The organism is Amycolatopsis melonis, assembly GCF_040064235.1.
Lineage (GTDB): Bacteria > Actinomycetota > Actinomycetes > Mycobacteriales > Pseudonocardiaceae > Amycolatopsis > Amycolatopsis melonis.
This window is the reverse complement of record NZ_JBDZYD010000016.1, coordinates 94,016-117,894: the sequence shown is the minus strand read 5'-3', so window position 1 is coordinate 117,894 and position 23,879 is coordinate 94,016. Positions and strand designations below refer to the sequence as shown.

The window sequence follows — 23,879 nt, the reverse complement described above, 5'->3', positions numbered from 1 at the left end:
TTTGAGGACATGCCGCGTCTCGATGCACACCGGGTTTCCGCGCTCGTACTCCTGTTCACCGCCGGGTTCTTCGGCGCCGGGTGCTCGGGCGGGCAGGCGGCGCCGTCGCCTACCCCTGCCCCGGCGTCGTCCACCGCACCGCCGTCCACCACCTCGTCCGCCACCGTGTCGCAGCCGGCCAAGTACGCGAGGACGGAACTGGCGCAGCGGCCGTGCCGCGCCCTCGACGCCCGCGACCTCGCCGCTCTCGGCATTGCCGGGCAGGGCGAGGAGGAAGCGACCCGGAACGGCCCGTCCTGCCACTGGAAACTGGCGGGCCAGAACGTCGACCTGCAGCTGGACGCTCCGTTGTCCTACGCGCAGACCATGACCCGCAACGGCCGGGTCACGCAGGTCCCCGTCGGGCCGCACATGGCCGTGCAGGCCGAGTTCCAGCACATCTGCTTCGTCTTCGTCGCGGTGGACCGGCCCGATCACCTGGTCGCCGCCACGACCATCCCGGATCCCGGAGTGCCGCAGGACGGAACGTGCCGCGCGGGCGCGGCGGTCGCGGCCGCCGCGCTCACCCACCTCCGATGACGGCCGCACGCGGCGCCGGGTCCTTCCCGGTCGTGACGGCGGCCGACGACAGGAGCGTGCCCGCGGCGAGCGTGCCCCAGAGGGCCGTCGGGCCCAGTGCCGTGATGACCATCGGTGAGACGGCGAGGCCGAAGCCCGTGGAGAGCTGGAAGCGGGCGAGGGCCCGGCCCAGCGTGCGGGCCGGGGCGAGGTGGGTGACGAGCGCGGTGGCGCTGCCCGCGTAGAGGATCTCGCCCAGCGTGCAGACCACGGACACGAGGGCGACGGCCGGGACGGCCCAGCCGCCGCCCAGTGCCGTGGCGGCGAGGAAGCCCAGGTAGGACGCGGTGAGCACGACACCGGCGAGGGCGAGCACCGTCCGCCGGGCGAAGCGGGACATCAGGACCGTGACCGGGACCTGCAGGGTGACCACCAGCACGGTGTTGGCCACGAACACGGCCGCCGGCCACACCGGGGACGCGTGCAGCTGCGTCACCAGCACCAGCGGCAGCGCGATTTCCGGGACGTTGAGGCAGAAGACGTAGACCACGTTGGCGGCCAGCAGCGCGCCCATCCGCGGCGCCGGCCCCTCCTCGGCGGCGGCGGTGGTGACGGCGGGGTCCGCGCGGAGGCGGACCGACCACGCGAGCAGCGCCGCGGCGAGGTAGGCGATCCCGGTGAGGGCGGCCATGAGCCGCATCGCGGCAGGACCACCGGCGAGGCACACGGTGGCGAGCAGGGCACCGACCCCGAGACAGGCGTTGCGCAGAGCGCGTCCCGCGGCAAGGGCGGCGTCCCGCTCCCGGCCCTGGGCGACGGTGGCGACGAGCGCGGCATGCGCGGCAGGCCACGCCTGGTTGCCGAGGCCGAGAAAGAGCGCCGCCACGGCGAAGGGCCACGCCTGCCCGGCGGGGGTGGCGAGCAGCAGCGCCACGCCGAGGACACGCACGAGCATCGACGCGGCCACGACGGCACTGCGCGCACCGCGGTCCAGCCACCGCCCGACCAGCGGCATGCAGGCCAGGCCCGCAACAACCCCGGCGGTCATGGCCAGGCCGGTCACCGGCGCGGACAGCGCCAGCACGGTGACGCCGTAGAGGAGCAGAAAGGGGCGCAGCAGCCCGGTACCGAGAGCGTCGACCGCCAAGGCGACGGCATAGCGAGGGCCCCCGGAGGCCCGCACGAGAACGCGGGGCCCGATCTTGGTCGTCATGCCGTCGACGGTGATCTCCGGAGGGTCCCGGTGGCACGCGGGTTGACGGAGTCCGTCAATCGGCGCCGGTGCGCCGGCGCACCCCGCAAGACGACCACAACGCGCTGCACAAGATCGTGACCGGACTCAACCGCCAGGTCGTCTGGAAGGCGATGATGCATGGCCGCGAGGCCGCGCTGTTCGCGTTCCTCGATCGCAACAACAGCCCATCGGGGACATCACCGCGACGAATTCAAGAAGAAGACCGTCACCAAGTGCATTCAGTAGCAACAGAAAAGCCCTTCTCCTCGGTCTTCGGACCGGGGGAGGGGCTCTTGCGTTTCAGGGTTCTAACGCCTGGTCAGCTCGCGCCGACCGTCCTCGGTGAGGACGTAGTAGCGCTGGGTCTTGGTGGGATCTTCCCAGCCGTCGGTCAGCCAGCCGCGTTGCTCCAGCGTCGCCAGCATCGGGTACAGCCGCCTGCTGTGTACGCGCGTCGCACGGCGCAATTCCTCAGCGGAGAAGCGGGTTTCGGCCGCGCCGGCGAGGAGCACTGCCGCCAGCTTTCGCATTTCCCGGTTTGACCGCATGAGCCGATTCTAGCCCTCGTCGTTGAGCTCCGGCGGATGCCGCAGCCAGCGGAAGACGCTTGATCGGTAACGGCCGCCAGGGTGGGTCGGGCCGGCAGGTTGGATCGGCGGGTGGCGCCCCGCCGATCCCGGATAGGCCACGTTGCCCGGCTGACCGCCGGTGAGGCAGCTCCGCAGATCGCGCCGACGTCTCGGCTTCTTCGGCATGTAAGTCCTCCTAGCGCCCCGGGGGCTTCGGCTGGACAGGACGGGGCTGAGGTGCCGGGTTGCTGCGGGTCGGAGTGGAGGGGGTGTCCTTGCCGGGTCCGGGCCTCGTGGGCCCCGGCCCCGCGGGATTGCGCGGTTTCGGCATCGCGCCCGTTCTTTCTGGTTCGGTGCCGTCGGTGGTAGCGCGAACAGTGAGGTCAAAACGATCAGGATGCTTATTTCTTTCGGTAGCGATAGCCCTTCGGCTACTCTCCGTCAACTCATCAGGACGTCTTGACGAGTACGGTCTCACAGTGGGGTCAACTGGTCAAGACAAGCTGACCAGTGGGAGAATGAGGGCATGGTGGATCGCAGAAGCGGTGTCCCTGCGTTTCGGCAGGTAGCGGCAGACCTGCGGCAGAAGATCGCCGCCGGTGACTACGCGCCCGGCGCGCAGCTGCCGAGCGAACGCGAGCTGGTCGACACCTACGGCGTGTCCCGGCCGACCGTGCGTGATGCGGTCAATTTGCTGCGCGCGGAAGGGCTGGTCACCTCGGAGCACGGGCGCGGCGTGTTCGTCCGTCCACCGGCCAGCATCCAGCGCATCGCGCGTTCCCGGCTGTCTCGTGCTGCCCGTGAGCGCAACCGTGGCGCCTTTCTGGCTGACGCCGCCGCGCGCGGCTTCACTCCGTCCGCGTCAGTGAAGATCCGCTTCGAACAAGCCGACGGACGCACTGCTGCGCACCTCGCGATAGACGAGGGGGCCGAGGTCACCGTGAGAGATCGGGTGATGCGGGCCGATGGGCTGGTGGTCCAGCTTGCGGTGTCGCGCCTGCCGCGCGAGCTGACGCGCGACACCGCAATCGAACAGGTCGACACCGGTCCCGGCGGTGCATACGCCCGCTTGGAGGAGACTGGTCACCGCATCGGGTCGTATGTCGAGCATGTCGGCGCCCGGATGCCGACGCCTGACGAGGCGTCGCTTCTTCAGCTTGCGGACGGCGTCCCGGTTGTCACGATCACTCGCGTCGCCTACGGCGAGGACGGCACGCCCCTGGAGATGAACGACATGGTGTTGGCGGCCGACCGCTACGAACTTTCGTACGAGTGGCCCGCCGAGTAGTCCCAAGCCCGGCGGGCAGCGGGCCGCCCGCTGAGCGGGCGCATATGCCCTGGATCCCCGACGAGAGGGGACGACTCGGTAGCAGGTGGCAGCCGGTCTACCCTGGGAGGTGATGACCGAGAACCAGGCACCCAGGGCGTACCAGATCCGCACCTTCGGCTGCCAGATGAACGTGCACGACTCCGAGCGCCTCGCCGGGCAGCTCGAAGCGGCCGGGTACGTCCCCGCCACCGCTGGGACGCAGCCTGACCTCATCGTGTTCAACACCTGCGCCGTGCGGGAGAACGCCGACAACAAGCTCTACGGCACCCTCGGGCACCTGCGCCCGGACAAGACCGCGAATCCCGGCCTGCAGATCGCCGTCGGTGGCTGCCTGGCGCAGAAGGACCGCGGGGAGATCGTCAAGCGGGCGCCCTGGGTCGACGTCGTCTTCGGCACGCACAACATCGGGTCGCTGCCCACGCTGCTCGAACGTGCGCGGCACAACGCCGAGGCCGAGGTCGAGATCCTCGAGTCGCTCGAGACCTTCCCGTCCACGCTGCCCGCGCGGCGCGAATCGTCCTACGCGAGCTGGGTGTCCGTTTCGGTCGGGTGCAACAACACCTGCACCTTCTGCATCGTGCCTTCCCTGCGCGGCAAGGAACGCGACCGGCGGCCCGGCGAGATCCTCGCCGAGGTCGAGGCGCTCGTCGCCGAGGGCGTGCTCGAAGTCACGCTGCTGGGCCAGAACGTCAACTCCTACGGCGTCGAGTTCGGCGACCGGCTCGCCTTCGGCAAGCTGCTGCGCGCCTGCGGCACCATCGACGGCCTGGAGCGCGTCCGCTTCACCTCGCCGCATCCCGCCGCGTTCACCTCCGACGTCATCGACGCCATGGCCGAGACGCCGAACGTCTGCCACCAGCTGCACATGCCGCTGCAGTCCGGTTCGGACCGGGTGCTGCGCGAGATGAAGCGGTCCTACCGCTCGGCGCGCTTCCTGAACATCCTCGACGAGGTCCGCGCGGCCATGCCGGACGCGGCGATCACCACCGACATCATCGTCGGCTTCCCCGGCGAGACCGAGGAGGACTTCCAGGCGACCCTGGACGTCGTGGCGCAGGCCCGCTTCTCCAGCGCGTTCACCTTCCAGTACTCGAAGCGCCCCGGCACGCCGGCCGCGACGATGGACGGCCAGCTGCCCAAGGAGGTCGTGCAGGAGCGCTACGACCGCCTGGTCGAGCTGCAGAACGCGATTTCCTGGGAAGAGAACAAGAAGATCGTCGGCCGCCGCGTCGAGCTGCTCGTCGCCGAGGGCGAAGGCCGCAAGGACGCCGAGACGCAGCGGATGAGCGGCCGCGCCCGCGACGGGCGGCTGGTCCACTTCACGCCGACCGGCCCGCACGTGGACCGCGGCGTGCGCCCGGGCGACGTCGTCGAGACGGTCGTCACCTACGGCGCGCCGCACCACCTGGTCGCCGACGGCGACCTGCTCTCGCACCGGCGGACGCGGGCGGGCGACAACGCCGAGGCGGGGCTGCGACCGAAGACGAGCGGCGTCACGCTGGGCCTGCCGGGCTTCGGTGCCCCGGCCGCCCGGCCCGAACCGGTGAGTGGGTGTGCGCTGTGACGGAGTCCCGGGGCAACGGTGAGCTGGCCGAGCTGGCCGCCGAGATCGACGAGGCCGGGGCGCGCGCGTCCCGCACGGTGGAGCTGGGCCGCCGCGGGTTCACCATCGCGGTGTTCACGTTCGTGCTGCTGATCTGCCTGATCCTGCCGTGGGTCGGCGACCACGCGGGCTGGCAGGTGCTGGCAGGCGAGGGCGGCGGCATCCCGCAGCTGTTCGCGGCGACGTCGACCGGCATCGGGATCTTCGCCTCGGCGCTGGCACTGGTGACGCGGCGCTGGTGGCTGGCGTGGGTCAGCGCGGCCGGCGGCTGGTTCGCCTCGGTGGACGGCCTGCTGGCGATCTGGTCCCAGCAGTCGTCCCACGCGCCGGGCGCGGCGGGCGGCGGGCCCGGGTTCGGCATGATCGTCGCGTGGATCGCGATGATCTGCCTGGCGGTGCAGTGGATGCGGACGGCGTTCTCGCGGTCCTGAGGGCCGGCGGGGACCGGAGTTCGACTTTCAGCCCACCCGGAGGGTGAGGGTGCTCGACGAGTACGCGGCGGCGTACAACGTCGACTCGGGGTGGTAGAGCCGCAGCGAGACGGTGGCGCTCAGGCTGAAGCTGAGACTGAACGAGAAGCCCCCGTTCGGGCGGCACGAGGTGTTGGCGAGATCCACCCAGACGCCGGCCTGCAGCTGCTGCACGACGACGGCTTCGAGGGTCTGGGTCCCGTCGGCGCGGGCCGCGTCGAGCACCTTGAGGTTGCCCTTGAGGTCGACCTTTTCGTTGACCTTGACGTGGTCCTTCCCGAGCTTCCCGTCGAGCTTCACCTTGCCCTTGCCGGCTTCGGCGACGGCGGCAGTACCCGGCGCGGCGGTGGCGGGAGCGGCGAGAGCCGGGGCAAGCCCGGCGACGGCGATGCTGATCACCAGAGCGGAGAAGATCCGGCTGGCGCTGAACGGTGTCCTGGTCATGATCAAAGTGGAGCACCGGGGGTGGCGGAAAGCGCCCGGAAACCCCCGCCCGTGGAGCGCCTCACACCGCTTCGGGTGAAGCGTTAACCGTCCGCTTGCCGAGCGTGCCGGTGGTACTGCCCGACGGCTCCCGACCGCCGGTCTCACCCCTCACCGGCCCGCCGCGGCCCGGCCCACCGCGGCCCCCGTCACTCCCCGGCAGGGTTTCGTTTGTGCCGGTCATGGGGTCCGAAGAGTGTGAGTGGCCGCGCGGGGTTGCGGGCCATGTGGTGGTGGTCCGGTCCGGGACAGGGCGGGGCTGCGGCCAGACCGGATGCCGCGGTGTGGCTTGCGCGAATCCGGCCCCGGCGCGTGACCGGCCGAGGGCTGGGTGGTCGCGCCGCTGCGGTGTCATGAACGACTCGTTCACCTCGTCTGACGACATGAAAGACTCTTTCATGTCGTCCGGGTACCCGCCGCCAGGTCACCGGGCGCGGATCGGCCGGTACCACCAGACTTTGCCGCAGCCCCGGCCCACAGCAGCCCCGGCCCACAGCAGCCCCCGCCACTCCCAGGGGGGCGTCCCCAGGTCCAGTCTATCGAGGCCCCCGACACTGCCGTACGAAAACGCCGTCCGGTGGCGGACTTGTCCACATTGCCCGGACACTGTGGACAAGTCCCCGGAACGGCCAGCGAAAAGCCGTGAAGGCCACCTCAAGCAAAGGTGGCCTTCACCAAACAGGGAAAGCGGAGACCTACCGGTCCGCGACCGCGGCCTCGGCGGCCCGCAGCCACTCGCGCCACTGGGCCGCCTGCTCGTCGGCCTTCTTGGCGCGGCGCTCGTCTCCGGCCGCGCGGGCCTTGGCCGCCTGGGCTTCGAACTGCTCGACGCGCTCGCGGAACTGGGCCGCTCGGGCCTGGGCCTCCGGGTCCGTGCGGCGCCAGCGGGTGTCCTCGGCCGCCTTGACCGCGTCCTGGACCGCCTTGAGGCGGCCGTCGAGCTCGCGGATGCGCTCGCGGGGGACCTTGCCGATCTCGTCCCACTGCTCCTGGATGCGGCGCAGGGCGCTCTTGGCCGCTTCGAGGTTGGCCGACGGGTCGATCTTCTCGGCCTCGATCAGCAGCTCCTCCTTGCGCGCGGCGTTCTGGGAGAACTCCGCGTCGCGCTCGGAGAACACCGCCGACCGGCGGGCGAAGAACTTGTCCTGCGCCGCGCGGAACCGCTGCCACAGCGCTTCGTCACTGTCCTTCGGCGCGCGGCCTGCCGCCTTCCACTCGGTCATCAGGTCCTTGTAGCGACCGGCCGTCTCGCCCCAGTCGTCGGACTCGCTGAGGGCCTCGGCCTCGGCGATCAGCTCCTCCTTGCGCTGCTTGGCCGCCGCGCGCTGCTTGTCCAGCTCCGCGAAGTGGGAGCCGCGGCGGCGGTTGAACGCCTCGCGGGCCTTCGAGAACCGCTTCCACAGCTCGTCGTCGGTCTTGCGGTCGACGCCCTTGACCGTCTTCCACTCGTCGAGGATCGCGCGCAGCCGGTCGCCCGCCGCCTTCCACTGGGTGGAGTCGGCCGCGATCTTCTCCGCCTCCTCGGCCAGTGCCTGCTTGCGGGCGATCGCCGCCGCGCGGGCTTCCTCGCGCTCGGCCTTCGCGCTGGCCAGCGCCTTCTCGGCGTGCGCGATGACGTAGTCGAGGCGGGCGGCGAGCGCGGCCAGGTCGCCGACCACGGCGGCCTCGGCCAGTCCCTCCCGGATCTGGGTGGCGCTCGACAGCGCGTGCTTCGGGTCGCCCGCGCCGGAGATCAGCCGGGTTTCCAGCAGCTCGACCTCGGTGCGCACGTCGTCGAAGCGGCGGGCGTAGTGCACCAGGCCCTCGTCGGGGCTGCCTGCCTGCCAGACGCCGACGGCACGTTCCCCCTCGGCGGTGATGACGTAGACGGTGCCCTCGTCGTCGATCCGGCCCCAGGTGGACGGGGTGGGTTCGGCGGGCGGCACGGGCGGGGCGGGGTGCCCGGCGTGCAGCGCGTGCGGCACCGGGTGCGGGGCCGGGGTACCGGTGGAAGTGTTCTCCTGGGCCATCGCAGGCTCCTTATCGCCTGTACGCCCGCTTGCGCGGGCGCCCCGCCGCGAAGCGGGGCCGGGTAATGCGGTCGTCACGGGCCGTGCTCGGATGCAACGGCCCCCACGCGGCATTCAAGCAGCTCAGCGCGCACCGTGGTACCGGATGAGCCACTCGAAGCACGTGATCCTACTTCCGGTGGACGCCGCGTGTCGGCCCGCCGGTATCGTCAGCCGCCGTGAACAGCCCCGTCGCCGTGGTCGGCCCGACCGCCACCGGCAAGACCGCGCTGGCCGTGGAGCTGGCCCTTGCCCTCGGCGGGGAGGTCGTCAACGCCGACGCGCTGCAGCTCTACCGGGGCATGGACATCGGCACGGCGAAGGCGACCGAAGCCGAGCGCCGCGGCGTCCCGCACCACCTGCTCGACGTCCTGGACGTGACGCAGACGGCGTCCGTGGCCGCCTACCAGCGCGACGCGCGTGCCACGATCGAGCGGCTGCTGGCCGCCGGGCGGGTGCCGGTGCTCGCAGGCGGGTCGGGCCTGTACGTCCAGGCGGTGCTCGACGACCTGCGGTTCCCGGGCACCGACCCGGCGGTGCGGGCGCGGCTGGACGCCGAAGCCGCGGAGCTGGGCACCCCGGCGCTGTACGCCCGCCTGCAGGAGCGCGACCCGGCCGCGGCGGCCGCGATCCTGCCGACGAACACCCGCCGGATCGTGCGGGCCCTCGAAGTCATCGAGATCACCGGTGAGCCGTTCTCGGCGAACCTGCCCAAGCCCGGCCCGGCCCGCTACGGCACGGTCGTCATCGGCGTCGACCGGGAGCCCGCGGACCTCGACGAGCGCGTCGACGAGCGGGTCCGGCGGATGTTCGCGGCCGGTCTGGTCGACGAGGTGCGCGAGCTGGAGAAGCAGGGCCTGCGGGACGGGCTGACGGCGTCGCGCGCGCTCGGCTACCAGCAGGTGCTCGCCGAGCTGGACGGCGACGGCGACTTCGAGGCGGCCGCCGCGGCGACGGCGCAGGCCACCCGCCGCTTCGTCCGGAAGCAACGTTCCTGGTTCCGGCGCGACCAGCGGATCCATTGGTTCGACGGCGCCGATCCGGAGCTGGCCGCGCGCGTCCTGGATACCCTGGGCCGGTAATCTTGACGCCATGGGCGGAATCGAGTTCCTCAAGGGGCACGGCACGCAGAACGACTTCGTGCTGCTCCCCGATCCGGCGGGTCGCCTCGAGCTGACCGAGGCGCGGGTCGCCGCGCTGTGCGACCGCCGCCGCGGCCTCGGGGCCGACGGCGTGCTGCGCGTCGTCCGCGCCGCCGCGCTCGACGAGCCCTCCGCGGGCGAGTGGTTCATGGACTACCGCAACGCCGACGGCTCGATCGCCGAGATGTGCGGCAACGGCACCCGCGTCTTCGCCCGCTACCTGGTCGACGCGGGCCTGGAGACCGAGGGCGAGTTCGTCGTCGGCACGCGCGCGGGCGACCGTCCCGTGGTGGTGCACCCGGACCGCTCGGTGACCGTCCAGATGGGACCGGCGACGATCACCGGCACGTCGGTGACCGTGGTGGCGGGCCGCCCGTTCTCGGGCGTGGCGGTGAACGTCGGCAACCCGCACCTGGTGTCGGTGCTCGACGACGACGTCGCCGGCCTCGACCTGCGCGAGCAGCCCGACTTCGACCACGACTTCTTCCCGCACGGGGTGAACCTGGAGTTCGTCAACCGCCTCGGCGAGGGCGCGCTGCGGATGCGCGTGCACGAACGCGGGGTGGGGGAGACGCGGGCGTGTGGCACGGGCACGGTCGCGGCGGTGGCGGCCGCGTTCCACCTGGCAGGCACCGACACCGGCCGGTCCACTGTGGACATCCCGGGCGGCCGCGTCGAGGTGACGGTGTCCCGCGGCGCGTCGACGCTCTCGGGGCCGGCGGAGATCGTGGCGCGCGGCGAGATCGACGAAGCGTGGTGGGCGGCCGCGGGTTCCTGACGGCTCCCGTCAGGAGGTGAGCCACCCGGCCACGGCGGCGGCGATCGGCTGGCCGGTTTCCTGCTCGAACCAGGTGAACCCGGGCGAGGGGTTCACCTCGAAGCACACGACCCGCCCGTCCGGCACGAGCTTGAGATCGATGCCCGCGAACGGCAGCTGCAGCGCCGCGGCCAGTTCGACGCACCGCGCCGCGACGTCCGGGTCGAGGTCGCAGGCGCGCAGGGACGCCGACGTTCCGTCCTGGCGGGCGTAGCGGTAGTCGACGGCGGTCGTCGTGATCTCGGTGGCGAAGACCCGGTCGCCGACGACGTGCACGCGGACGTCGGGCCCGGCGAGCCGCTCCTGGAACTGGACCGGGCACCAGCGCAGCCGGGCCAGCCGCCCGGTGTCGGCGGCGGGGTCGAACGCGGTGACGATCGACCGGACCCCGCTGATCGACTTGTACACCAGCGGCCCGCGGCTCGCGGCGAAGGCGAGCACCTCGGCCGGGTCGCTGGAGATCAGCGTCTCCGGCGTGGCGAAGCCGTGCCGGGTGATGAGCTGGGCCTGGTACGGCTTGGAGACGTTGGACCCCATGGCCGAGAGGCGATTCGCGACCCGGCAGCGCCCGGAGAGCCCGGTCAGCTCGGTGAAGCAGGTCAGCGCGTCGCAGAAGCGCCGGGCGCGGGCCAGCTCGGGCGGGGTGAGGCCGGGGAACAGTTCGGGTTCGACCGGCCGCAGGTAGACCCCGGTGACGCGGGCGAGTTCGACGGTCCGGTCGCGGGTGCGCAGCACGCCGTCGAGGTCGGTTCCGGGGTTCAGCAGCAGCTCGATGGTGTCGCGGGCGGCGGCGCGGCAGTCCACGACGGCGAAGTCGGCGCCCCGGGCCGCCAGCGCCGTGGCGACCAGCTGGATCGGGGACTCGTCGGGCAGCCCCCACAGCAGGACGGTCATGGCGCCTCCGAGGGTGGGCTGGGCCGGTCGCTGCGGGGCAGCTTGGTCAGCGCAGTCATCGCCCCTCCAGTGTCTGCAGCAACCGATCGACCACCAGGTCGCCGCCGGGACGCAGGGCCGGGGTCGCCGTCAGGCCCGCGAACCACCAGCCGTCGGCGCCGACCAGGAAGTCGATGCCGAGCAGGGCCGTTCCGGCGTCCAGGAGCTTCGTCAGCCGACGGACGCCTGCCACCGTTTCCGCGGGCACGTCCGGGTCGAGCACCTCCTGGTCGAGGCAGATCACCTGGCGCGGCCGGACCGGCCCGGCCGACGCCGCCCGTGCGGCGGCGAGGGCCGCGTCGGCGGGCGGCCAGGGCGTGGCGGTGCCGAGGCGGAGCGGGGCGCAGCGCAGGCCCGCCTCGTCGGCGGCCGCCCACGCGTGCACCGGGTCCGGGGCCGGGCCCGCCAGGCACTGCGGGGTCGGCCGGTTCCGGACCGGGCAGCGCAGGCCGGTGAGCCAGCTGAGCGTGTAGGCGAACAGCTCCGCCCACGCGTAGTCGCGCTCGGCGGCCTCGGCGCGCGACCAGGCCAGTGCCGGCGGCTCGTGCAGCCGGTTCACCACCCCGGTCAGCGCCGAGTCGTCGAGCACGACGCCGTCCGCCAGCTCGATGCGCGTGCGGACCTCGCCCGCCCGGCCGAGCCGGTGGTCGTGCCGCCGGGCGAACGACAGGGCTTCGGCCGTCACCGCGGCACACGCCCGGCCCCGTGCGGCGGCCCGGTGCGCGAACCACGGGCCGTCGGGGTCGTCGAGCGGGCAAAGGACCAGCAGCACCGGGTGCCTCCTCGGAAAGTGTCACGCCGGGGGCGCGTCGAACTCCGCCTTGGCGGCCACGGCGTCGGCGACCTGCTGTTCCAGCTCCCCGCGCAGCTGCCGGGTCTCGGCATCGGTCAGGGTTTCCTGGCCGGTGAGCGGGGAGACCAGGTCGGGCCGCAGCTCCGGCCCGACGAAGCCGCCGAGCCTGCTCAGCTGGTCCTCGATGGCACGCAGCCGCTGCTCGAGGCCCGCCTGGCCGCCGGGGCCGAGCGGCCCGGGATCGGGGACGGGCCCGTGCTCGCCGTTCTTGAAGACGTCCCGGATGTCCTTGGCCCGCTTGTCGATCACCAGCTCCTTCTGCAGCTCCTTGCGGATTTCCTTGTCCTTGACGAAATCCTTGCGGCTGTCCTTGAGGTCCTTGATGATCGACTTCCCGATGCACATCGAGATGTTCAGCTCGGCCAGCACCGCGGCGATCGGGTTGGCGACCGTGCTGGCGCCCGCGCCGGCGAAGAGGAGGCCGACGACGAACCCGTCGCCGTCGACGATCACCGAGCCGGAGTCGCCGTGGTCGGAGAAGAGCGCGTTGCGGGCCGTGTCGGCGGCGATGCTGAGCTGGCCGGTCAGGGTGTGCACGCCGAGCCCGTCGCCGTAGTCGACGTTGACGGTGGCCGAGATCCCGTCGACGGTGCCGTAGGTCAGGCCGGTGGTGCGGCCGCGCTTGCGGACCGCCATGCCCAGCGTGGCCGCCCTGGTGCCCCGCACGTTGCCGATCTCGGCGATCTTGCAGGCGCTGTCCTTGCCCGGGTCGATGGAGATCACGGCACCGTCGACCTGGCCGGACAGGGTGGCCCGCAGGATCGCGCCGAACTCGTCGGACGGCACGACACCGGTGTCGATCCGGCTCGGCTGCACCATCCGGTCACCGGTGTGCCAGCCGGAATCGACGGCCGCGACGTGGAAATTGGTCAGCGCGGCGTGCGCGTGGGTCGCGTTGTCGATCACGATCGCGCCGAGTGTGCCGGCGAAGATGTGATTGTCGATCGTGCGGCTGGGACCCATGCTGATCCCGCCTTCGAGCGTGGCGTAATGTGTTGTGTCGGCCTGCGCGGAAAAGTCGAGCGGCGCGGTGGCGACGTGCAGTTCGTACCGGCGCTCGACGACGTCGGTGACGGCGCCTTCGATCTGCTCGGGAATACGCTCCTCGTGCGGGATGTCGTCCGTTTTCCGGGCGACGTGCACCCGGATCGCGATCTGGTCGGTCCGTTCCCCGCCCACCTCCTTGTAGCCGACGTCGACGCCGGTCACGCCGGGCCGGCCGAGCAGTTCCTGTTCGACTCGCTCCTTGATGGCGACGAGTTCGTCCACCGTGGCCATGCTGCACCTCCCGCCGATCGTCGGGCGACGATCGATGGAGAAGACGCGCGCCGGGCACGTCCTGATACATTCCTGGCCGATATTCTTTTTGCGGCCGCCGTCAGGAAATTTCGGCCTCTCGATTCACCGTGACCACTCGATCGTGGCAACAATGGCGGCGAAATCACGGTTGGGTTGCTTTTCCGGTCAGTCGGTACTGCCGATCTTCGCTGCCACCGCGAACTCGCCCGCGCGGGTCTCGACCGCCGCGATCGCGCCCGCGATCCGGATGTCCGGCTCGATGGCCGAGAACCGCTCCAGCACCTCCGCCGGGCCGGTCACCGTCAGCGCGTCCACCGCCGAACGCATCGACACCTTCGCGTCCGTCTTCGCCCGGCGCACCGCCGCGATCACCTGGCTCGCCAGCGCGAGCAGTTCCGGGTCGCCGTCGGCCGCGTCCGCCGACGGCCAGGCGGCCCGGTGCACCGAACCCGGCCGCCACCACGACCAGACTTCCTCGGTCGCGAACGGCAGGAACGGCGCGAACAGCCGCAGCAGCGCCGACAACGCCGTCACCAGTGCCGTCCGCGCCGACTGGGCCGCCTCCGGCCCGCGATCGCCGTACGCGCGGCCCTTCACCAGCTCGACGTAGTCGTCGCAGAACGTCCAGAAGAACGTCTCGGTCACCTGCAGCGCCCGCGCGTAGTCCAGCGCTTCCAGTGCCGCCGTCGCCTGTGCGACGACCGTGGACAGCGACGCCAGCAGTGCCCGGTCGAGCGGTTCGGCGGCGACCGCGCCGGGCATCGGCACGCCGAGGCCGAGCACGAACCGGCTCGCGTTGAGCAGCTTCGTCGCCAGCCGCCGCCCGACCTTCATCTGGCCTTCGTCCACCGCCGTGTCGACGCCGGGCCGCGCGCTCGCCGCCCAGTAGCGGACCGCGTCGGAGCCGTGCCGCTCCAGCAGGTCCAGCGGGGTCGTCACGTTGCCCTTGGACTTCGACATCTTCTTGCGGTCCGGATCGAGCACCCAGCCCGCGATCGACGCCGCCCGCCACGGCAGCGCGCCGTGCTCCAGCTCCGCGCGCACCGCCGTCGAGAACAGCCAGGTGCGGATGATCTCGTGTGCCTGCGGCCGCAGGTCCATCGGGAAGACACGGCCGAACAGGTCGTCGTCGACGCTCCACCGCCCGACGATCTGCGGGGTCAGCGACGACGTCGCCCACGTGTCCATCACGTCGGCTTCGGCGGTGAAGCCGCAGGGGACGTCACGCTGGTCCTCGGTGAAGCCCGGCGGGACGTCGCTGCTCGGATCCACCGGCAGGGCCGAGTCCTCCGGCAGCAGCCGCGCGTCGTAGTCCGGCTCGCCGTGCTCGTCGAGCCGGTACCACAGCGGGAACGGCACCCCGAAGAAGCGCTGGCGGCTGATCAGCCAGTCGCCAGCCAGGTTCTCCACCCACGCCGAGTACCGGACACGCATGTGCTTCGGCACCCAGTTCAGCTCTTCGCCGCGGGCCAGCATCTTCTCCCGGAACGCGGCGCCGGTGCCGCCGTTGCGCAGGTACCACTGCCTGCTGGCGACGATTTCGAGCGGCTTGTCGCCCCGTTCGTAGAACTTCACCGTGTGCGTGATCGGCCGCGGTTCGCCCTGCAGGGCCCCGGTTTCGCGCAGCAGCCGCACCATGATCTCGCGTCCCGTGTGGACGGTCTTGCCCGCCAGCGGCGCGTACGCCCCGGCCGGAACGCCCGCAGGCGCGTCGGGCAGGAACCGGCCGTCGCGGCCCAGCACCACCCGCGTCGCCAGGCGCAGCTCGCGCCACCACGTGACGTCCGTGGTGTCGCCGAAGGTGCACACCATCGCGATGCCGCGGCCCTTCTCCGGATCCGCCAGGTGGTGGGCCAGCACGGGCACCTCGACGCCGAACACCGGCGTCCGCACGGTTTTCCCGAACAGCGGCCGGAACCGTTCGTCGTCCGGGTGCGCCACCAGCGCGACGCATGCGGGCAGCAGCTCCGGCCGGGTCGTCGCGATCACGACGTCCGCGCCGTCCGGGCCGGTGAACGCCAGGTCGTGGAACGCGCCGGGGCGCTCGCGGTCCTCCAGCTCGGCCTGGGCGACGGCGGTGCGGAACGACACGTCCCACAGCGTCGGCGCTTCGGCCTGGTACGCCTCGCCGCGCGCGAGGTTGCGCAGGAACGCGCGCTGCGAGATCTCCCGCGACTCGCGCCCGATCGTCTGGTAGGTCATCGTCCAGTCGACCGACAGCCCGACCCGCCGCCACAGCTCTTCGAAGACCTTCTCGTCGGTCTCGGTCAGCGTTTCGCACAGCTCGACGAAGTTCCGCCGCGACACCGCGACGACGTCCTTGCCGGGCTTCTCCGGCGGCCGGAAGCCCGGGTCGTAGGGCAGCGACGGCTCACAGCGGACGCCGAAGTGGTTCTGCACCCGGCGTTCGGTCGGCAGGCCGTTGTCGTCCCAGCCCATCGGGTAGAACACCGCATACCCGCGCATCCGCTTGAACCGCGCGAGCACGTCGGTGTGGGTGTAGGAGAAGACGTGCCCGATGTGCAGCGACCCGCTGACCGTCGGCGGCGGCGTGTCGATCGAGAAGATCTCTTCGCGGGTCTTGGTGCGGTCGAAGTGGTAGGTGCCGCCGGACTCCCATACGGGTACCCACTTGGCCTCCAGACCGTCGACACCGACCTTGTCCGGGACTCGCGGGCGTTCGTAGGGGGTACTCATGGAACAACCCTAGGCGGTGGGTGCACCTGCTTTTTCGATGGTCGGCAGGTCGGTCATCCGCCGCAGCGGCGAGCACACGACCCACAGCGCCGCGGCGGCCTCCCCGGCCACCGCCACCCAGACCGCTCCGCGCAACCCGAGACCTTCGCCGAGCGCGCCGCCCAGCAGGCCGCCGAGCGGCAGCGTGCCCCAGACGAGGAACCGCACGCTCGCGTTCATCCGGCCCAGCAGCCGGTCCGGGCAGATCGCCTGCCGGTAGGAGACCTGCGCGACGTTGTAGACGATCACGCCGAAGCCGTAGACCACCTCGCCGAACGCGGCGAGCACGAGCCGCCAGTCCGCGCCGGTCCACGGGACCAGCAGGTGCGCGGGCCAGGACAGCAGCGGGATCAGCCAGATCGTGCGGGAATGGCCGATCCGCCGGGTGAGGACCCCGGAGAAGACGGCGCCGAGGATGCCGCCCGCGCCGCCGACGGCCAGCATCACGCCGACCACGGCCGGGGACAGCCCGACCGTGCGGGTGAAGAACAGCACCTGGACCGCCACGAAGGCGCCGCCGAAGAGGTTCGCCGTCGCCGTGCACGCCACGCTCGCGCGCAACGGCTTGTCGGAGAAGACGAACCGCAGGCCTTCGGCGATCTGCGGCAGCAGCCGGGCGTGCCCGGACCGCTCCGGCTCCGGTTCCACCGCGCGGATCCGCAGCAGGCACAGCGCCGAGGTCAGGTAGCCGACGGCGGTGCCGAGCACCGTGCTGGCCGCGGTGATCAGCTGGACCAGCACACCCGCGCCGCTCGGCCCGGCGACCTGCGCGACCGACTGGACCGCCTGCAGCTTCGCGTTGCCCTCCAGGAGGCGTTCCCGGCCGACGAGCGAAGGCAGGTACGACTGGTAGGCGACGTCGAAGAAGACCGTCGCGAAGCCGACCAGCAGGACGACGACCACGAGCTGGGTGAGCGTCAGCACCCCCGCCCACCAGGCGAGCGGCACGCTCAGCAGCAGGGCGAAGCGGGCGAAGTCGGCGGTGAGCATGACCCGGCGGCGGCGCAGCCGGTCCACCCACACCCCCGCGGGCAGGCCGACGAGCAGGAACGCGAGCGTCTGGGCCGCGGTGAGCAGGCCCATCTCGAACGGTGTCGCGGCCAGCGTCACCGCCGCGAGCAGCGGCACGGCGGTGTACCCGACCGCGGTGCCGAACTGGCTGGCCGTGTCGCCGGCCCAGAGCCGCCGGAAGTCGGCGTGGAAGAAGAGGGACCCCCTGCGCATGCGGCGAGTCTGCCGTGAGTGATTGGAAAGTGTCAATCACTGTTCGCTCTAGGCTGTACGCGTGCTTCCTGCGAAACGACGCGCCGCGACCGAAGCCGAGGCCGCCGCGCTGGCCTCCGGAATACGGCTGCGCATCATCCGGTTGACCTTTGCGGAGGCGCTGACGAACAAGGAACTGGCCGAAAGGCTGGGCCGAGACCCGGCGACGACGCTGCACCACGTGCGCAGGCTCGTCGAGACCGGCTTCCTCGCCGCGCAGCCGCCGCGCCGCGGGGCACGGGGCGCCCGGGAAATTCCGTATCTTTCGACGGGGCTTTCGTGGACACTCGACGCATGCGGTGACAAGGGCTTGGAACAGGCGATGCTCGAGGCGTATCTGGCCGAGATCGCCGAGACAGGATTCGACGGCGTGCACCAGACACGCCTCGTCGTCCAGGTGGCCCCCGAGGAGCGGGCGGAGCTGGAAGAACGGCTCAACGCCCTGCTCGAGGAGTTCCGTGCGCGCCCCCGCCGTCCCGGCGCCGAGCGCACCGCGATCTACCTCGCCACCTACCCCAGCACGTAACAGTTCGGTTCCCGCGGCGAATCGTGGGAACATGGAGGCACGATGACAGAACTGACACACACCGAAGACCACGACGAAGACCTGTACGACCCGTCGACAGGCGAGATGGAGCTCGAAGACCGCGCGTCGCTGCGCCGGGTCGCGGGGCTGTCCACGGAACTGGACGACGTCACCGAGGTCGAGTACCGGCAGCTGCGGCTGGAACGCGTCGTGCTGGTCGGCGTGTGGACCGAGGGCACGGCCCTGCAGTCCGAGGCGTCGCTGGCCGAGCTGGCGCGCCTGGCCGAGACGGCGGGCTCGGAGGTCCTCGAAGGCCTCATCCAGCGTCGGGCCAAGCCGGACCCGGCCACCTACATCGGCTCGGGCAAGGTGCGCGAGCTGCGGGACATCGTCGCGTCCACCGGCGCCGACACCGTGATCTGCGACGGCGAGCTCTCGCCGGGCCAGCTGCGGCAGCTCGAGGAGAAGGTCAAGGTCAAGGTCATCGACCGGACCGCCCTGATCCTCGACATCTTCGCCCAGCACGCCCGGTCCAAGGAGGGCAAGGCGCAGGTCGAGCTGGCCCAGCTGCAGTACCTGATCCCGCGGCTGCGCGGGTGGGGTACGTCGCTGTCCCGGCAGGCCGGTGGCCGCGCCGGCGGCGCGAACGGCGGCGTGGGCCTGCGTGGTCCCGGTGAGACGAAGCTCGAAACCGACCGGCGGCGGATCAACAAGCGCGTGGCGAAGCTGCGCCGGGAGATCGCGGCCATGGACACCATCCGCGAGACCAAGCGCGGGCGGCGGCTGGCCAACGAGGTGCCCAGCGTGGCGATCGTCGGCTACACCAACGCCGGCAAGTCGAGCCTGCTCAACGCGCTGACCGGGGCCGGGGTGCTGGTGGAGGACGCGCTGTTCGCCACCCTCGACCCGACCACGCGGCGCGCGCAGACCGCGGACGGCCGCGCGTACACGCTGACCGACACCGTCGGGTTCGTGCGGCACCTGCCGCACCAGCTGGTGGACGCGTTCCGCTCGACGCTGGAGGAGGCCGCGGACGCGGACCTGCTGCTGCACGTGGTGGACGGGTCCGACCCGGCGCCGGAGGAGCAGGTCAGCGCCGTGCGCGAGGTGCTCGGCGAGATCACCCGCAAGCGCAAGGAACCGCTCCCGCCGGAGCTGCTGGTGATCAACAAGACCGACGCGTCCGACGAGGTCAGCCTCGCCCGGCTGCGGCACGCGCTGGCCGGTTCGGTCCAGGTCTCGGCCCGGACCGGGGCGGGCATCGCGGAGCTGGTCGACGTGATCGCCGACCGCCTGCCGCGGCCGGAGGTCACGGTCGAGGTCCTGGTGCCGTACGCGCGCGGCGAGCTGGTCGCGCGGGCGCACGCGGACGGCGAGGTCCTCGAAGAGGAGCACGCCGAGGAGGGCACGCGCCTGCTGGTGCGGGTCCGCCCGGACCTCGCGGCGGCTTTGCGCGAGTACGAGACCAACTCGACCCGGGCCTGACACGTCTCCGTAGTGTGCGGCTGGAGGAGTCGCACACTACGGAGGTGGCTGGGTGCGCTGGGTGGTCGCGTTGGTCTTCTTGGCCATGCTGGGTGGGGCGGTCCCCGCCTGGGCGGCTCCGGCTCCGGAGCCGTTGTGCACGGTGAAGGACTCCCGGATCGGCGAGCTGTCCGGCCTGGCATCGGACGGCACGCAGCTGTACGCGATCAACGACGGCGGCACGAAGGTCCAGGTGTTCGTGCTCGGCCGCGACTGCAAGGTCCAGAAGGTCATGACGGACCGGACGGACCCGTTCGACGTCGAAGACCTGGCCCGCACCCCGGACGGAACGCTGTGGCTGTCGGACACGGGCGACAACAAGAAGGGCCGGCTGACGGTCGCGCTGCTGGAGCTGAGCCCCCAGGGCAAGGTCACGGTGCACCGGCTGACGTATCCCGACGGCCAGCACGACACCGAAGCGCTGATCATGGACAAGGCGGGCACGCCGTACCTGATCACCAAGGACATCCTCGGCGAGGCCCGCGTCTACCGGCCGGCGGGCCCGCTGGCGAGTTCCGGCCCGACGAACCTGGAGAAGGTCGGCACGGTCAAGATCGCCACAACGGACACCCAGGGCGGCCCGGTGGGCTCGATCGGCTCGGTCCTGGTGACGGGCGGCGCATCGACGGCGGACGGAAGTGTCGTGGCGTTGCGGACGTACACGGACGCTTACCTGTACGCGGCCCCGGACGGAGACGTACTGGCGGCGTTGCAGCGCAACCCGGTCCGGATCCCGTTGCCGGGGGAGAAGCAGGGCGAGGCGATCGCGTTCGATCCCGACGGGACGTTGATTTCGGGAAGTGAGGGCGTGGGCCAGCCCCTGCGCGTGGTGAAGGGCGCGGCGGCGCTGGCGGCGTCGTCTGCTTCGGGCGGGAAGCCCGCGGCGGAGGCGAGCGGCGGGTCGCCGGACGGCGGGGGAGTACCGGTGCTGCCGGCCGCGGGTATCGCGGTGGCGGTCGTCGGGCTGGGGTGGTTCGGGTTCAGCAGGCTGCGCCGGCGGCGGGGCTGACCCGCCGCTCCGGACACGGCCCTCGCCGCTGGCTCGCCGTGCGGGGCGCGGCGCTGCCGCCGGGGCTGACCGCGGTCGTGAGTGAATAACAGTGTTCTAACCCTTGTTAGCACTCACGACTAGCCGCGGTAGACCGCTCTGTCGCGGCTCTCGTCATTGGCTCGCGGGGCGGGGCGCCGCCGGGGCTGCCCGCCTTGGTCGCCGGCTCTCGGTGCGGGGCGCAGCGCTGCGGGCGTGGCCGCGGCACCGGAGCGGGGCTGCCCTCGTCCCCGGCGCTCCGTGCGGTGCGGGGCGTGGCCGTGGAATCGGCGCCGGGCTGCCTTTGGTCGCCGGTTCTCCGTGCGGTGCGGGGCGTGGCCGCAGCGCCGCCTTGGTCACCGGTGGTCCGGACGGGGCGCGGTCGCGGCACCGGAGCAGGGCCGCCCTCGTCTCCGGTTCTCCGTGCGGTGCGGGGTGCGGCTTCTTCGGCCGCGCGTCCTGCGCACCGCACGGAGCAACGACCGGCGTGAGCGCGTCGTCCGGCGTGACGGGGGCGGGACCGGGCTTCTCGTCCACCGTCGCCGGGACGGTGCTCGTCCGCAGGCATCAGTCCGCCGACCTTCGGCTCCCCACGGCCGAAGATCACTCGATGCGGTGAATTTCCCGGGCTGTGCGAGACCCGGGTCCTGTCCTCAGAGGCGCCGGAGCACCGCCACGACCTTGCCGAGCACCGTCGCGTCGTCGCCCGGGATCGGGTCGTACGCCTCGTTGTGCGGCATCAGCCAGATGTGGCCGCCCTTGCGCTTGAACGTCTTGACCGTGGCCTCGCCGTCGATCATCGCCGCCACGATCTCGCCGTTGTCCGCGTCCGGCTGCTGGCGGACCACGACCCAGTCGCCGTCGGTGATGGCCGCGTCGACCATCGAGTCGCCGGTGACCTTCAGCAGGAACAGCTCGCCCTCGCCGACGATCTCCCGCGGCAGCGGGAACACGTCCTCGATGGCCTGCTCGGCCAGCACCGGGCCACCGGCGGCGATCCGGCCGACCAGCGGCACGTACGCCGCCTTCGGCATGACCGGCTGCTGGTCCATCTCGATGCCCATGGGGTTGTCGTCGGTCGCCGCGAGCACGCCGACCGCGCGCGGGCGGTTCGCGTCCCGGCGCAGGTACCCCTTGCGCTGCAGGGCACGCAGCTGGTGCGACACCGACGACGTCGACGTCAGCCCGACCGCCTCGCCGATCTCGCGGACGCTCGGCGGGTAGCCGAAGCGGCTCACCCACGTGCGGATCACGTCCAGCACCTGCTGCTGGCGGACGGTGAGGGTCTCGTCCACGTCGTAGACCTCGGGCATGGCCCGCACCTTGCCCTGGTCACCGGGGGACCCGCTGGTCCTGCCCGCCTTGTTCTCCTTCGCCACTGCGTCGCCTCCCAGACGTTCGCTGCACGTATCGCGCGCCGGCCGCCGCCCGCGGGGTGCGGGCAGGCTCGCCGGCGGCATCTGCCCGGCAGATGCCCTGGTCACCGACGTTAGCCCCCGGGCACGACGATTTCAAACATCTGTTCGATCGACACGCCGTGTCCGCTCGATTTTGTCGGTGGTAGGTGGTAGACCTTCGCACGGGCGTTCGATAGAACGCCTGTTCGACCTTGATTCACGGGCCGCCTCCGGTCCGGGAATCGGGCGGACACCAGGGTTTCGAGGAGGTTCGGATGTCCATTCTGGCCGAACGCCGGCAGGCTCGCCCGTCGACCCCGGTCCCGGCGCCGCCGCGCCCCGTGCGCCTGCTGCGCGGACGCCGCGGCGAGGTGCACCGCCCGCCGACGCGCGCCAGGGTCGTGGCGGGCCGCCGCCCGGCGGGCGCACCCTGCGCGGCGCCCCGGAGGGTGCCGGTGCGCTGGCCGTGGCTGGCCGCGCTCGCGGTCGCGAGCTGCCTGGTGGTCACGGTCCTGGGCCTGTTCCCCGGCGGTGGCGCGGGCGCACCGGTACCGGCCCGGACCGCGGTGGTGTCGGTGGAGGAGGGCGACACGCTGTCCTCACTGGCGGCGAGGTTCGCGCCGGACAGTGAGCCGGGCGCGGTGGTGGCCCGGATCAAGGAGCTGAACCGCCTGGACGGGCCGGTCCTGGTGCCCGGGCTGGCACTGACGGTTCCGGTGGCTGAGCCTGCGCCGTGAGGGGAGTGGGCCGAGCTGCCGGAGGGCCGGTTCGGGTGCTCGGGCGGGTTCTGGTTGCCGAGCGTGCGCCGTGAGGGGAGTGGGCCGAGTCGCCGGAGGGCCGGTTCGGGTGCTCGGGCAGGTTCCGGCTGTCGAGCGTGCGCCGTGAGGGGAGTGGGCCGAGCTGTCGGAGGGGCCGGTTCGGGCCCTCAGGCACGTTCGCCGTCCCGGTTGCCGAGCGTGCGGCATGAGCGGCGGCGGCCGTGCTGAAAGGCGCTTTCCTTGCGTCTGACGCGACGAAAGTCCCTTTCGTGCCACCGGACGAGACGAAAGTGCCTTTCAGTCCACCCGGGCGCGGATGGGCAGGTCCAGGCGTCGGCGGCTCCGGGCTGACGCACCTCCGGTATGCCACCCCAGCGGTCCCCGATCGCTGAAGCCACGAACCCTCTCGCAGAATTTCACCCGCCCCGGTGAAATCGCCGGGCTGGGTCGGCCGGTGCGGCGCGAAGGCCCGTGGCAGGGCCGGTGCGACCCGGTGGTCCCGACAGTCCGCGCGCCGTGGCGCCATGCCTCCGGAGCAAGGTCACCCGGGCGGGTTCGACGCGGCCGTGTGGCTTGCGCGTCCCTCCCGTGAGTTCTACTCTCGCCCGCTATATGTAGTAGTTACACCGCTGTAGTTGGTCCACAGGTTGGGGTAGACTGGGCAGCAGTTGTCCACAGCTGGCTGTCTTCCATCCACCGGATGTCCACAAGTCGATCACCAGGCGCCGCAGGCTCCCGATGGTCGGGCACGGCCACGCGTGGTGGCCGGGGGCGGCGAGCGCGGAGGGGAAGGTGATCGGCGGATGAGGTGCCCGTTCTGCCGGCATGCGGACTCTCGGGTCGTCGACTCCCGAGAGGTGGATGAAGGCCAGGCGATCCGGCGGCGGCGCTCGTGCGCGTCGTGCGGACGGCGGTTCACGACGTCGGAGACGATGGTGCTCGCCGTCGTGAAGCGCTCCGGGGTCACCGAACAGTTCAGCCGGGACAAGGTGGTGAGCGGCGTCCGCCGCGCCTGCCAGGGCAGGCCGGTCGACGACGACGCGCTGCAGCAGCTCGCGCAGCGCGTGGAGGAGTCGATCCGCTCCGCCGGGCTGGCGGAGATCCCGAGTCACGAGGTCGGCCTGGCCATCCTGGGCCCGCTGCGTGAACTCGACGGGGTCGCCTACCTCCGGTTCGCCAGTGTCTACCGCTCCTTCTCCTCGGTCGAAGACTTCGAGAAGGAGATCGCCGACCTTCGTGAGGCCATGGCGGGTTCTGCTGCCCAGAAGGAGAGCGATCGGCGCGAAGACGGCACCTGAGCCGTCCCGCC

Annotated in this window: 21 protein-coding genes; 11 read left to right on the top strand and 10 right to left on the bottom strand. The window is 71.9% G+C overall.

Annotated elements, in window-relative coordinates; genetic code table 11:
• Positions 1–9 precede the first annotated feature (9 nt).
• On the top strand, positions 10–579 hold the full coding sequence (locus tag ABJI51_RS36695) for a DUF3558 family protein (protein ID WP_348955714.1): 570 nt from the start codon (positions 10–12) through the stop codon (positions 577–579).
• Here ABJI51_RS36695 and ABJI51_RS36690 read toward each other — a convergent pair.
• Together ABJI51_RS36690 and ABJI51_RS36685 are read right to left on the bottom strand one after the other, a co-directional pair.
• A complete protein-coding gene (locus ABJI51_RS36690) occupies positions 563–1,771 on the bottom strand; it encodes an MFS transporter (RefSeq protein WP_348955713.1) in 1,209 nt (402 codons plus the stop codon). The genes ABJI51_RS36695 and ABJI51_RS36690 overlap by 17 nt on opposite strands.
• Positions 1,772–2,100: 329 nt before the next feature.
• A complete protein-coding gene (locus ABJI51_RS36685) occupies positions 2,101–2,340 on the bottom strand; it encodes a helix-turn-helix transcriptional regulator (RefSeq protein ID WP_348955712.1) in 240 nt (79 codons plus the stop codon).
• 547 nt (positions 2,341–2,887) lie between these two features.
• Between ABJI51_RS36685 and ABJI51_RS36680 the strand changes: the two genes are divergently transcribed.
• From ABJI51_RS36680 to ABJI51_RS36670, 3 genes are all read left to right on the top strand, one after another.
• Entirely contained in the window at positions 2,888–3,649 is a 762-nt protein-coding gene (locus ABJI51_RS36680) for a GntR family transcriptional regulator (RefSeq protein WP_348955711.1), read from the top strand.
• A gap of 112 nt (positions 3,650–3,761) precedes the next feature.
• A complete protein-coding gene (miaB, locus tag ABJI51_RS36675) occupies positions 3,762–5,255 on the top strand; it encodes a tRNA (N6-isopentenyl adenosine(37)-C2)-methylthiotransferase MiaB (RefSeq protein WP_348955710.1) in 1,494 nt (497 codons plus the stop codon).
• Entirely contained in the window at positions 5,252–5,725 is a 474-nt protein-coding gene (locus ABJI51_RS36670) for an Rv2732c family membrane protein (protein ID WP_348955709.1), read from the top strand. Before miaB ends, ABJI51_RS36670 begins: the two co-directional genes overlap by 4 nt.
• Positions 5,726–5,752: 27 nt before the next feature.
• Here ABJI51_RS36670 and ABJI51_RS36665 read toward each other — a convergent pair whose 3' ends face one another.
• Both ABJI51_RS36665 and ABJI51_RS36660 read right to left on the bottom strand, forming a co-directional pair.
• On the bottom strand, positions 5,753–6,208 hold the full coding sequence (locus tag ABJI51_RS36665) for a hypothetical protein (RefSeq protein ID WP_348955708.1): 456 nt from the start codon (positions 6,206–6,208) through the stop codon (positions 5,753–5,755).
• Between the two features lie 734 nt (positions 6,209–6,942).
• Positions 6,943–8,256, bottom strand: coding sequence for a DUF349 domain-containing protein (locus ABJI51_RS36660; RefSeq protein ID WP_348955707.1), 1,314 nt, complete (start codon positions 8,254–8,256; stop codon positions 6,943–6,945).
• Positions 8,257–8,474: 218 nt separating this feature from the next.
• Here ABJI51_RS36660 and miaA point away from each other — a divergent pair, with 218 nt between their 5' ends.
• Positions 8,475–9,377 (top strand): tRNA (adenosine(37)-N6)-dimethylallyltransferase MiaA, encoded by a 903-nt coding sequence (miaA, locus tag ABJI51_RS36655; RefSeq protein WP_348955706.1) that lies wholly within the window; start codon positions 8,475–8,477, stop codon positions 9,375–9,377.
• A 10-nt stretch (positions 9,378–9,387) separates the two neighbouring features.
• The gene (gene dapF, locus ABJI51_RS36650) at positions 9,388–10,215 is read left to right on the top strand and encodes a diaminopimelate epimerase (RefSeq protein WP_348955705.1); all 828 of its coding nucleotides are present in this window, start codon (positions 9,388–9,390) and stop codon (positions 10,213–10,215) included.
• Positions 10,216–10,224: 9 nt separating this feature from the next.
• Here the strand turns inward: dapF and ABJI51_RS36645 are convergent, their stop codons facing one another.
• From ABJI51_RS36645 to ABJI51_RS36625, 5 genes are all read right to left on the bottom strand, one after another.
• Positions 10,225–11,148, bottom strand: coding sequence for an ATP-grasp domain-containing protein (locus ABJI51_RS36645; RefSeq protein WP_348955704.1), 924 nt, complete (start codon positions 11,146–11,148; stop codon positions 10,225–10,227).
• A gap of 55 nt (positions 11,149–11,203) precedes the next feature.
• A complete protein-coding gene (locus tag ABJI51_RS36640; RefSeq protein ID WP_348955703.1) occupies positions 11,204–11,959 on the bottom strand; it encodes a hypothetical protein in 756 nt (251 codons plus the stop codon).
• 21 nt (positions 11,960–11,980) lie between these two features.
• Entirely contained in the window at positions 11,981–13,318 is a 1,338-nt protein-coding gene (locus ABJI51_RS36635) for a chymotrypsin family serine protease (protein WP_348955702.1), read from the bottom strand.
• A gap of 186 nt (positions 13,319–13,504) precedes the next feature.
• Positions 13,505–16,036, bottom strand: a complete 2,532-nt coding sequence (gene valS / locus ABJI51_RS36630) for a valine--tRNA ligase (RefSeq protein ID WP_348955701.1) — start codon at positions 16,034–16,036, stop codon at positions 13,505–13,507.
• A 9-nt stretch (positions 16,037–16,045) separates the two neighbouring features.
• Positions 16,046–17,299, bottom strand: a complete 1,254-nt coding sequence (locus ABJI51_RS36625; protein WP_348955700.1) for an MFS transporter — start codon at positions 17,297–17,299, stop codon at positions 16,046–16,048.
• A 61-nt stretch (positions 17,300–17,360) separates the two neighbouring features.
• On the opposite strand from ABJI51_RS36625, the gene ABJI51_RS36620 reads away from it, so the two are divergent.
• From ABJI51_RS36620 to ABJI51_RS36610, 3 genes are read left to right on the top strand one after another with little or no spacing between them, the layout of a single operon-like run.
• Complete coding sequence (locus ABJI51_RS36620) at positions 17,361–17,864, top strand: ArsR/SmtB family transcription factor (RefSeq protein WP_348955699.1); 504 nt, start codon at positions 17,361–17,363, stop codon at positions 17,862–17,864.
• A gap of 42 nt (positions 17,865–17,906) precedes the next feature.
• Positions 17,907–19,349: a GTPase HflX gene (hflX, locus tag ABJI51_RS36615; protein WP_348955698.1), complete on the top strand. Its 1,443-nt coding sequence runs from the start codon at positions 17,907–17,909 to the stop codon at positions 19,347–19,349.
• Between the two features lie 52 nt (positions 19,350–19,401).
• A complete protein-coding gene (locus ABJI51_RS36610; protein ID WP_348955696.1) occupies positions 19,402–20,397 on the top strand; it encodes an SdiA-regulated/phytase-like domain-containing protein in 996 nt (331 codons plus the stop codon).
• A 671-nt stretch (positions 20,398–21,068) separates the two neighbouring features.
• On the opposite strand, the gene lexA is transcribed toward ABJI51_RS36610, so the two are convergent.
• On the bottom strand, positions 21,069–21,728 hold the full coding sequence (gene lexA / locus ABJI51_RS36605) for a transcriptional repressor LexA (RefSeq protein ID WP_348955888.1): 660 nt from the start codon (positions 21,726–21,728) through the stop codon (positions 21,069–21,071).
• Between the two features lie 359 nt (positions 21,729–22,087).
• On the opposite strand from lexA, the gene ABJI51_RS36600 reads away from it, so the two are divergent.
• Positions 22,088–22,549, top strand: a complete 462-nt coding sequence (locus tag ABJI51_RS36600) for a LysM peptidoglycan-binding domain-containing protein (RefSeq protein ID WP_348955695.1) — start codon at positions 22,088–22,090, stop codon at positions 22,547–22,549.
• An 824-nt stretch (positions 22,550–23,373) separates the two neighbouring features.
• Entirely contained in the window at positions 23,374–23,868 is a 495-nt protein-coding gene (nrdR, locus tag ABJI51_RS36595; protein ID WP_348955694.1) for a transcriptional regulator NrdR, read from the top strand.
• Positions 23,869–23,879 lie beyond the last annotated feature (11 nt).

Bases quoted from the DNA above. Each gene is read 5' to 3' on its own strand.
- ABJI51_RS36695 (WP_348955714.1), top strand. From the start codon at position 10: ATGCCGCGTCTCGATGCACACCGGGTTTCCGCGCTCGTACTCCTGTTC.
- ABJI51_RS36690 (WP_348955713.1), bottom strand. From the start codon at position 1,771: ATGACGACCAAGATCGGGCCCCGCGTTCTCGTGCGGGCCTCCGGGGGC.
- ABJI51_RS36685 (WP_348955712.1), bottom strand. From the start codon at position 2,340: ATGCGGTCAAACCGGGAAATGCGAAAGCTGGCGGCAGTGCTCCTCGCC.
- ABJI51_RS36680 (WP_348955711.1), top strand. From the start codon at position 2,888: ATGGTGGATCGCAGAAGCGGTGTCCCTGCGTTTCGGCAGGTAGCGGCA.
- miaB (WP_348955710.1), top strand. From the start codon at position 3,762: ATGACCGAGAACCAGGCACCCAGGGCGTACCAGATCCGCACCTTCGGC.
- ABJI51_RS36665 (WP_348955708.1), bottom strand. From the start codon at position 6,208: ATGACCAGGACACCGTTCAGCGCCAGCCGGATCTTCTCCGCTCTGGTG.
- ABJI51_RS36660 (WP_348955707.1), bottom strand. From the start codon at position 8,256: ATGGCCCAGGAGAACACTTCCACCGGTACCCCGGCCCCGCACCCGGTG.
- dapF (WP_348955705.1), top strand. From the start codon at position 9,388: ATGGGCGGAATCGAGTTCCTCAAGGGGCACGGCACGCAGAACGACTTC.
- ABJI51_RS36645 (WP_348955704.1), bottom strand. From the start codon at position 11,148: ATGACCGTCCTGCTGTGGGGGCTGCCCGACGAGTCCCCGATCCAGCTG.
- ABJI51_RS36635 (WP_348955702.1), bottom strand. From the start codon at position 13,318: ATGGCCACGGTGGACGAACTCGTCGCCATCAAGGAGCGAGTCGAACAG.
- valS (WP_348955701.1), bottom strand. From the start codon at position 16,036: ATGAGTACCCCCTACGAACGCCCGCGAGTCCCGGACAAGGTCGGTGTC.
- ABJI51_RS36625 (WP_348955700.1), bottom strand. From the start codon at position 17,299: ATGCGCAGGGGGTCCCTCTTCTTCCACGCCGACTTCCGGCGGCTCTGG.
- hflX (WP_348955698.1), top strand. From the start codon at position 17,907: ATGACAGAACTGACACACACCGAAGACCACGACGAAGACCTGTACGAC.
- lexA (WP_348955888.1), bottom strand. From the start codon at position 21,728: ATGCCCGAGGTCTACGACGTGGACGAGACCCTCACCGTCCGCCAGCAG.
- ABJI51_RS36600 (WP_348955695.1), top strand. From the start codon at position 22,088: ATGTCCATTCTGGCCGAACGCCGGCAGGCTCGCCCGTCGACCCCGGTC.
- nrdR (WP_348955694.1), top strand. From the start codon at position 23,374: ATGAGGTGCCCGTTCTGCCGGCATGCGGACTCTCGGGTCGTCGACTCC.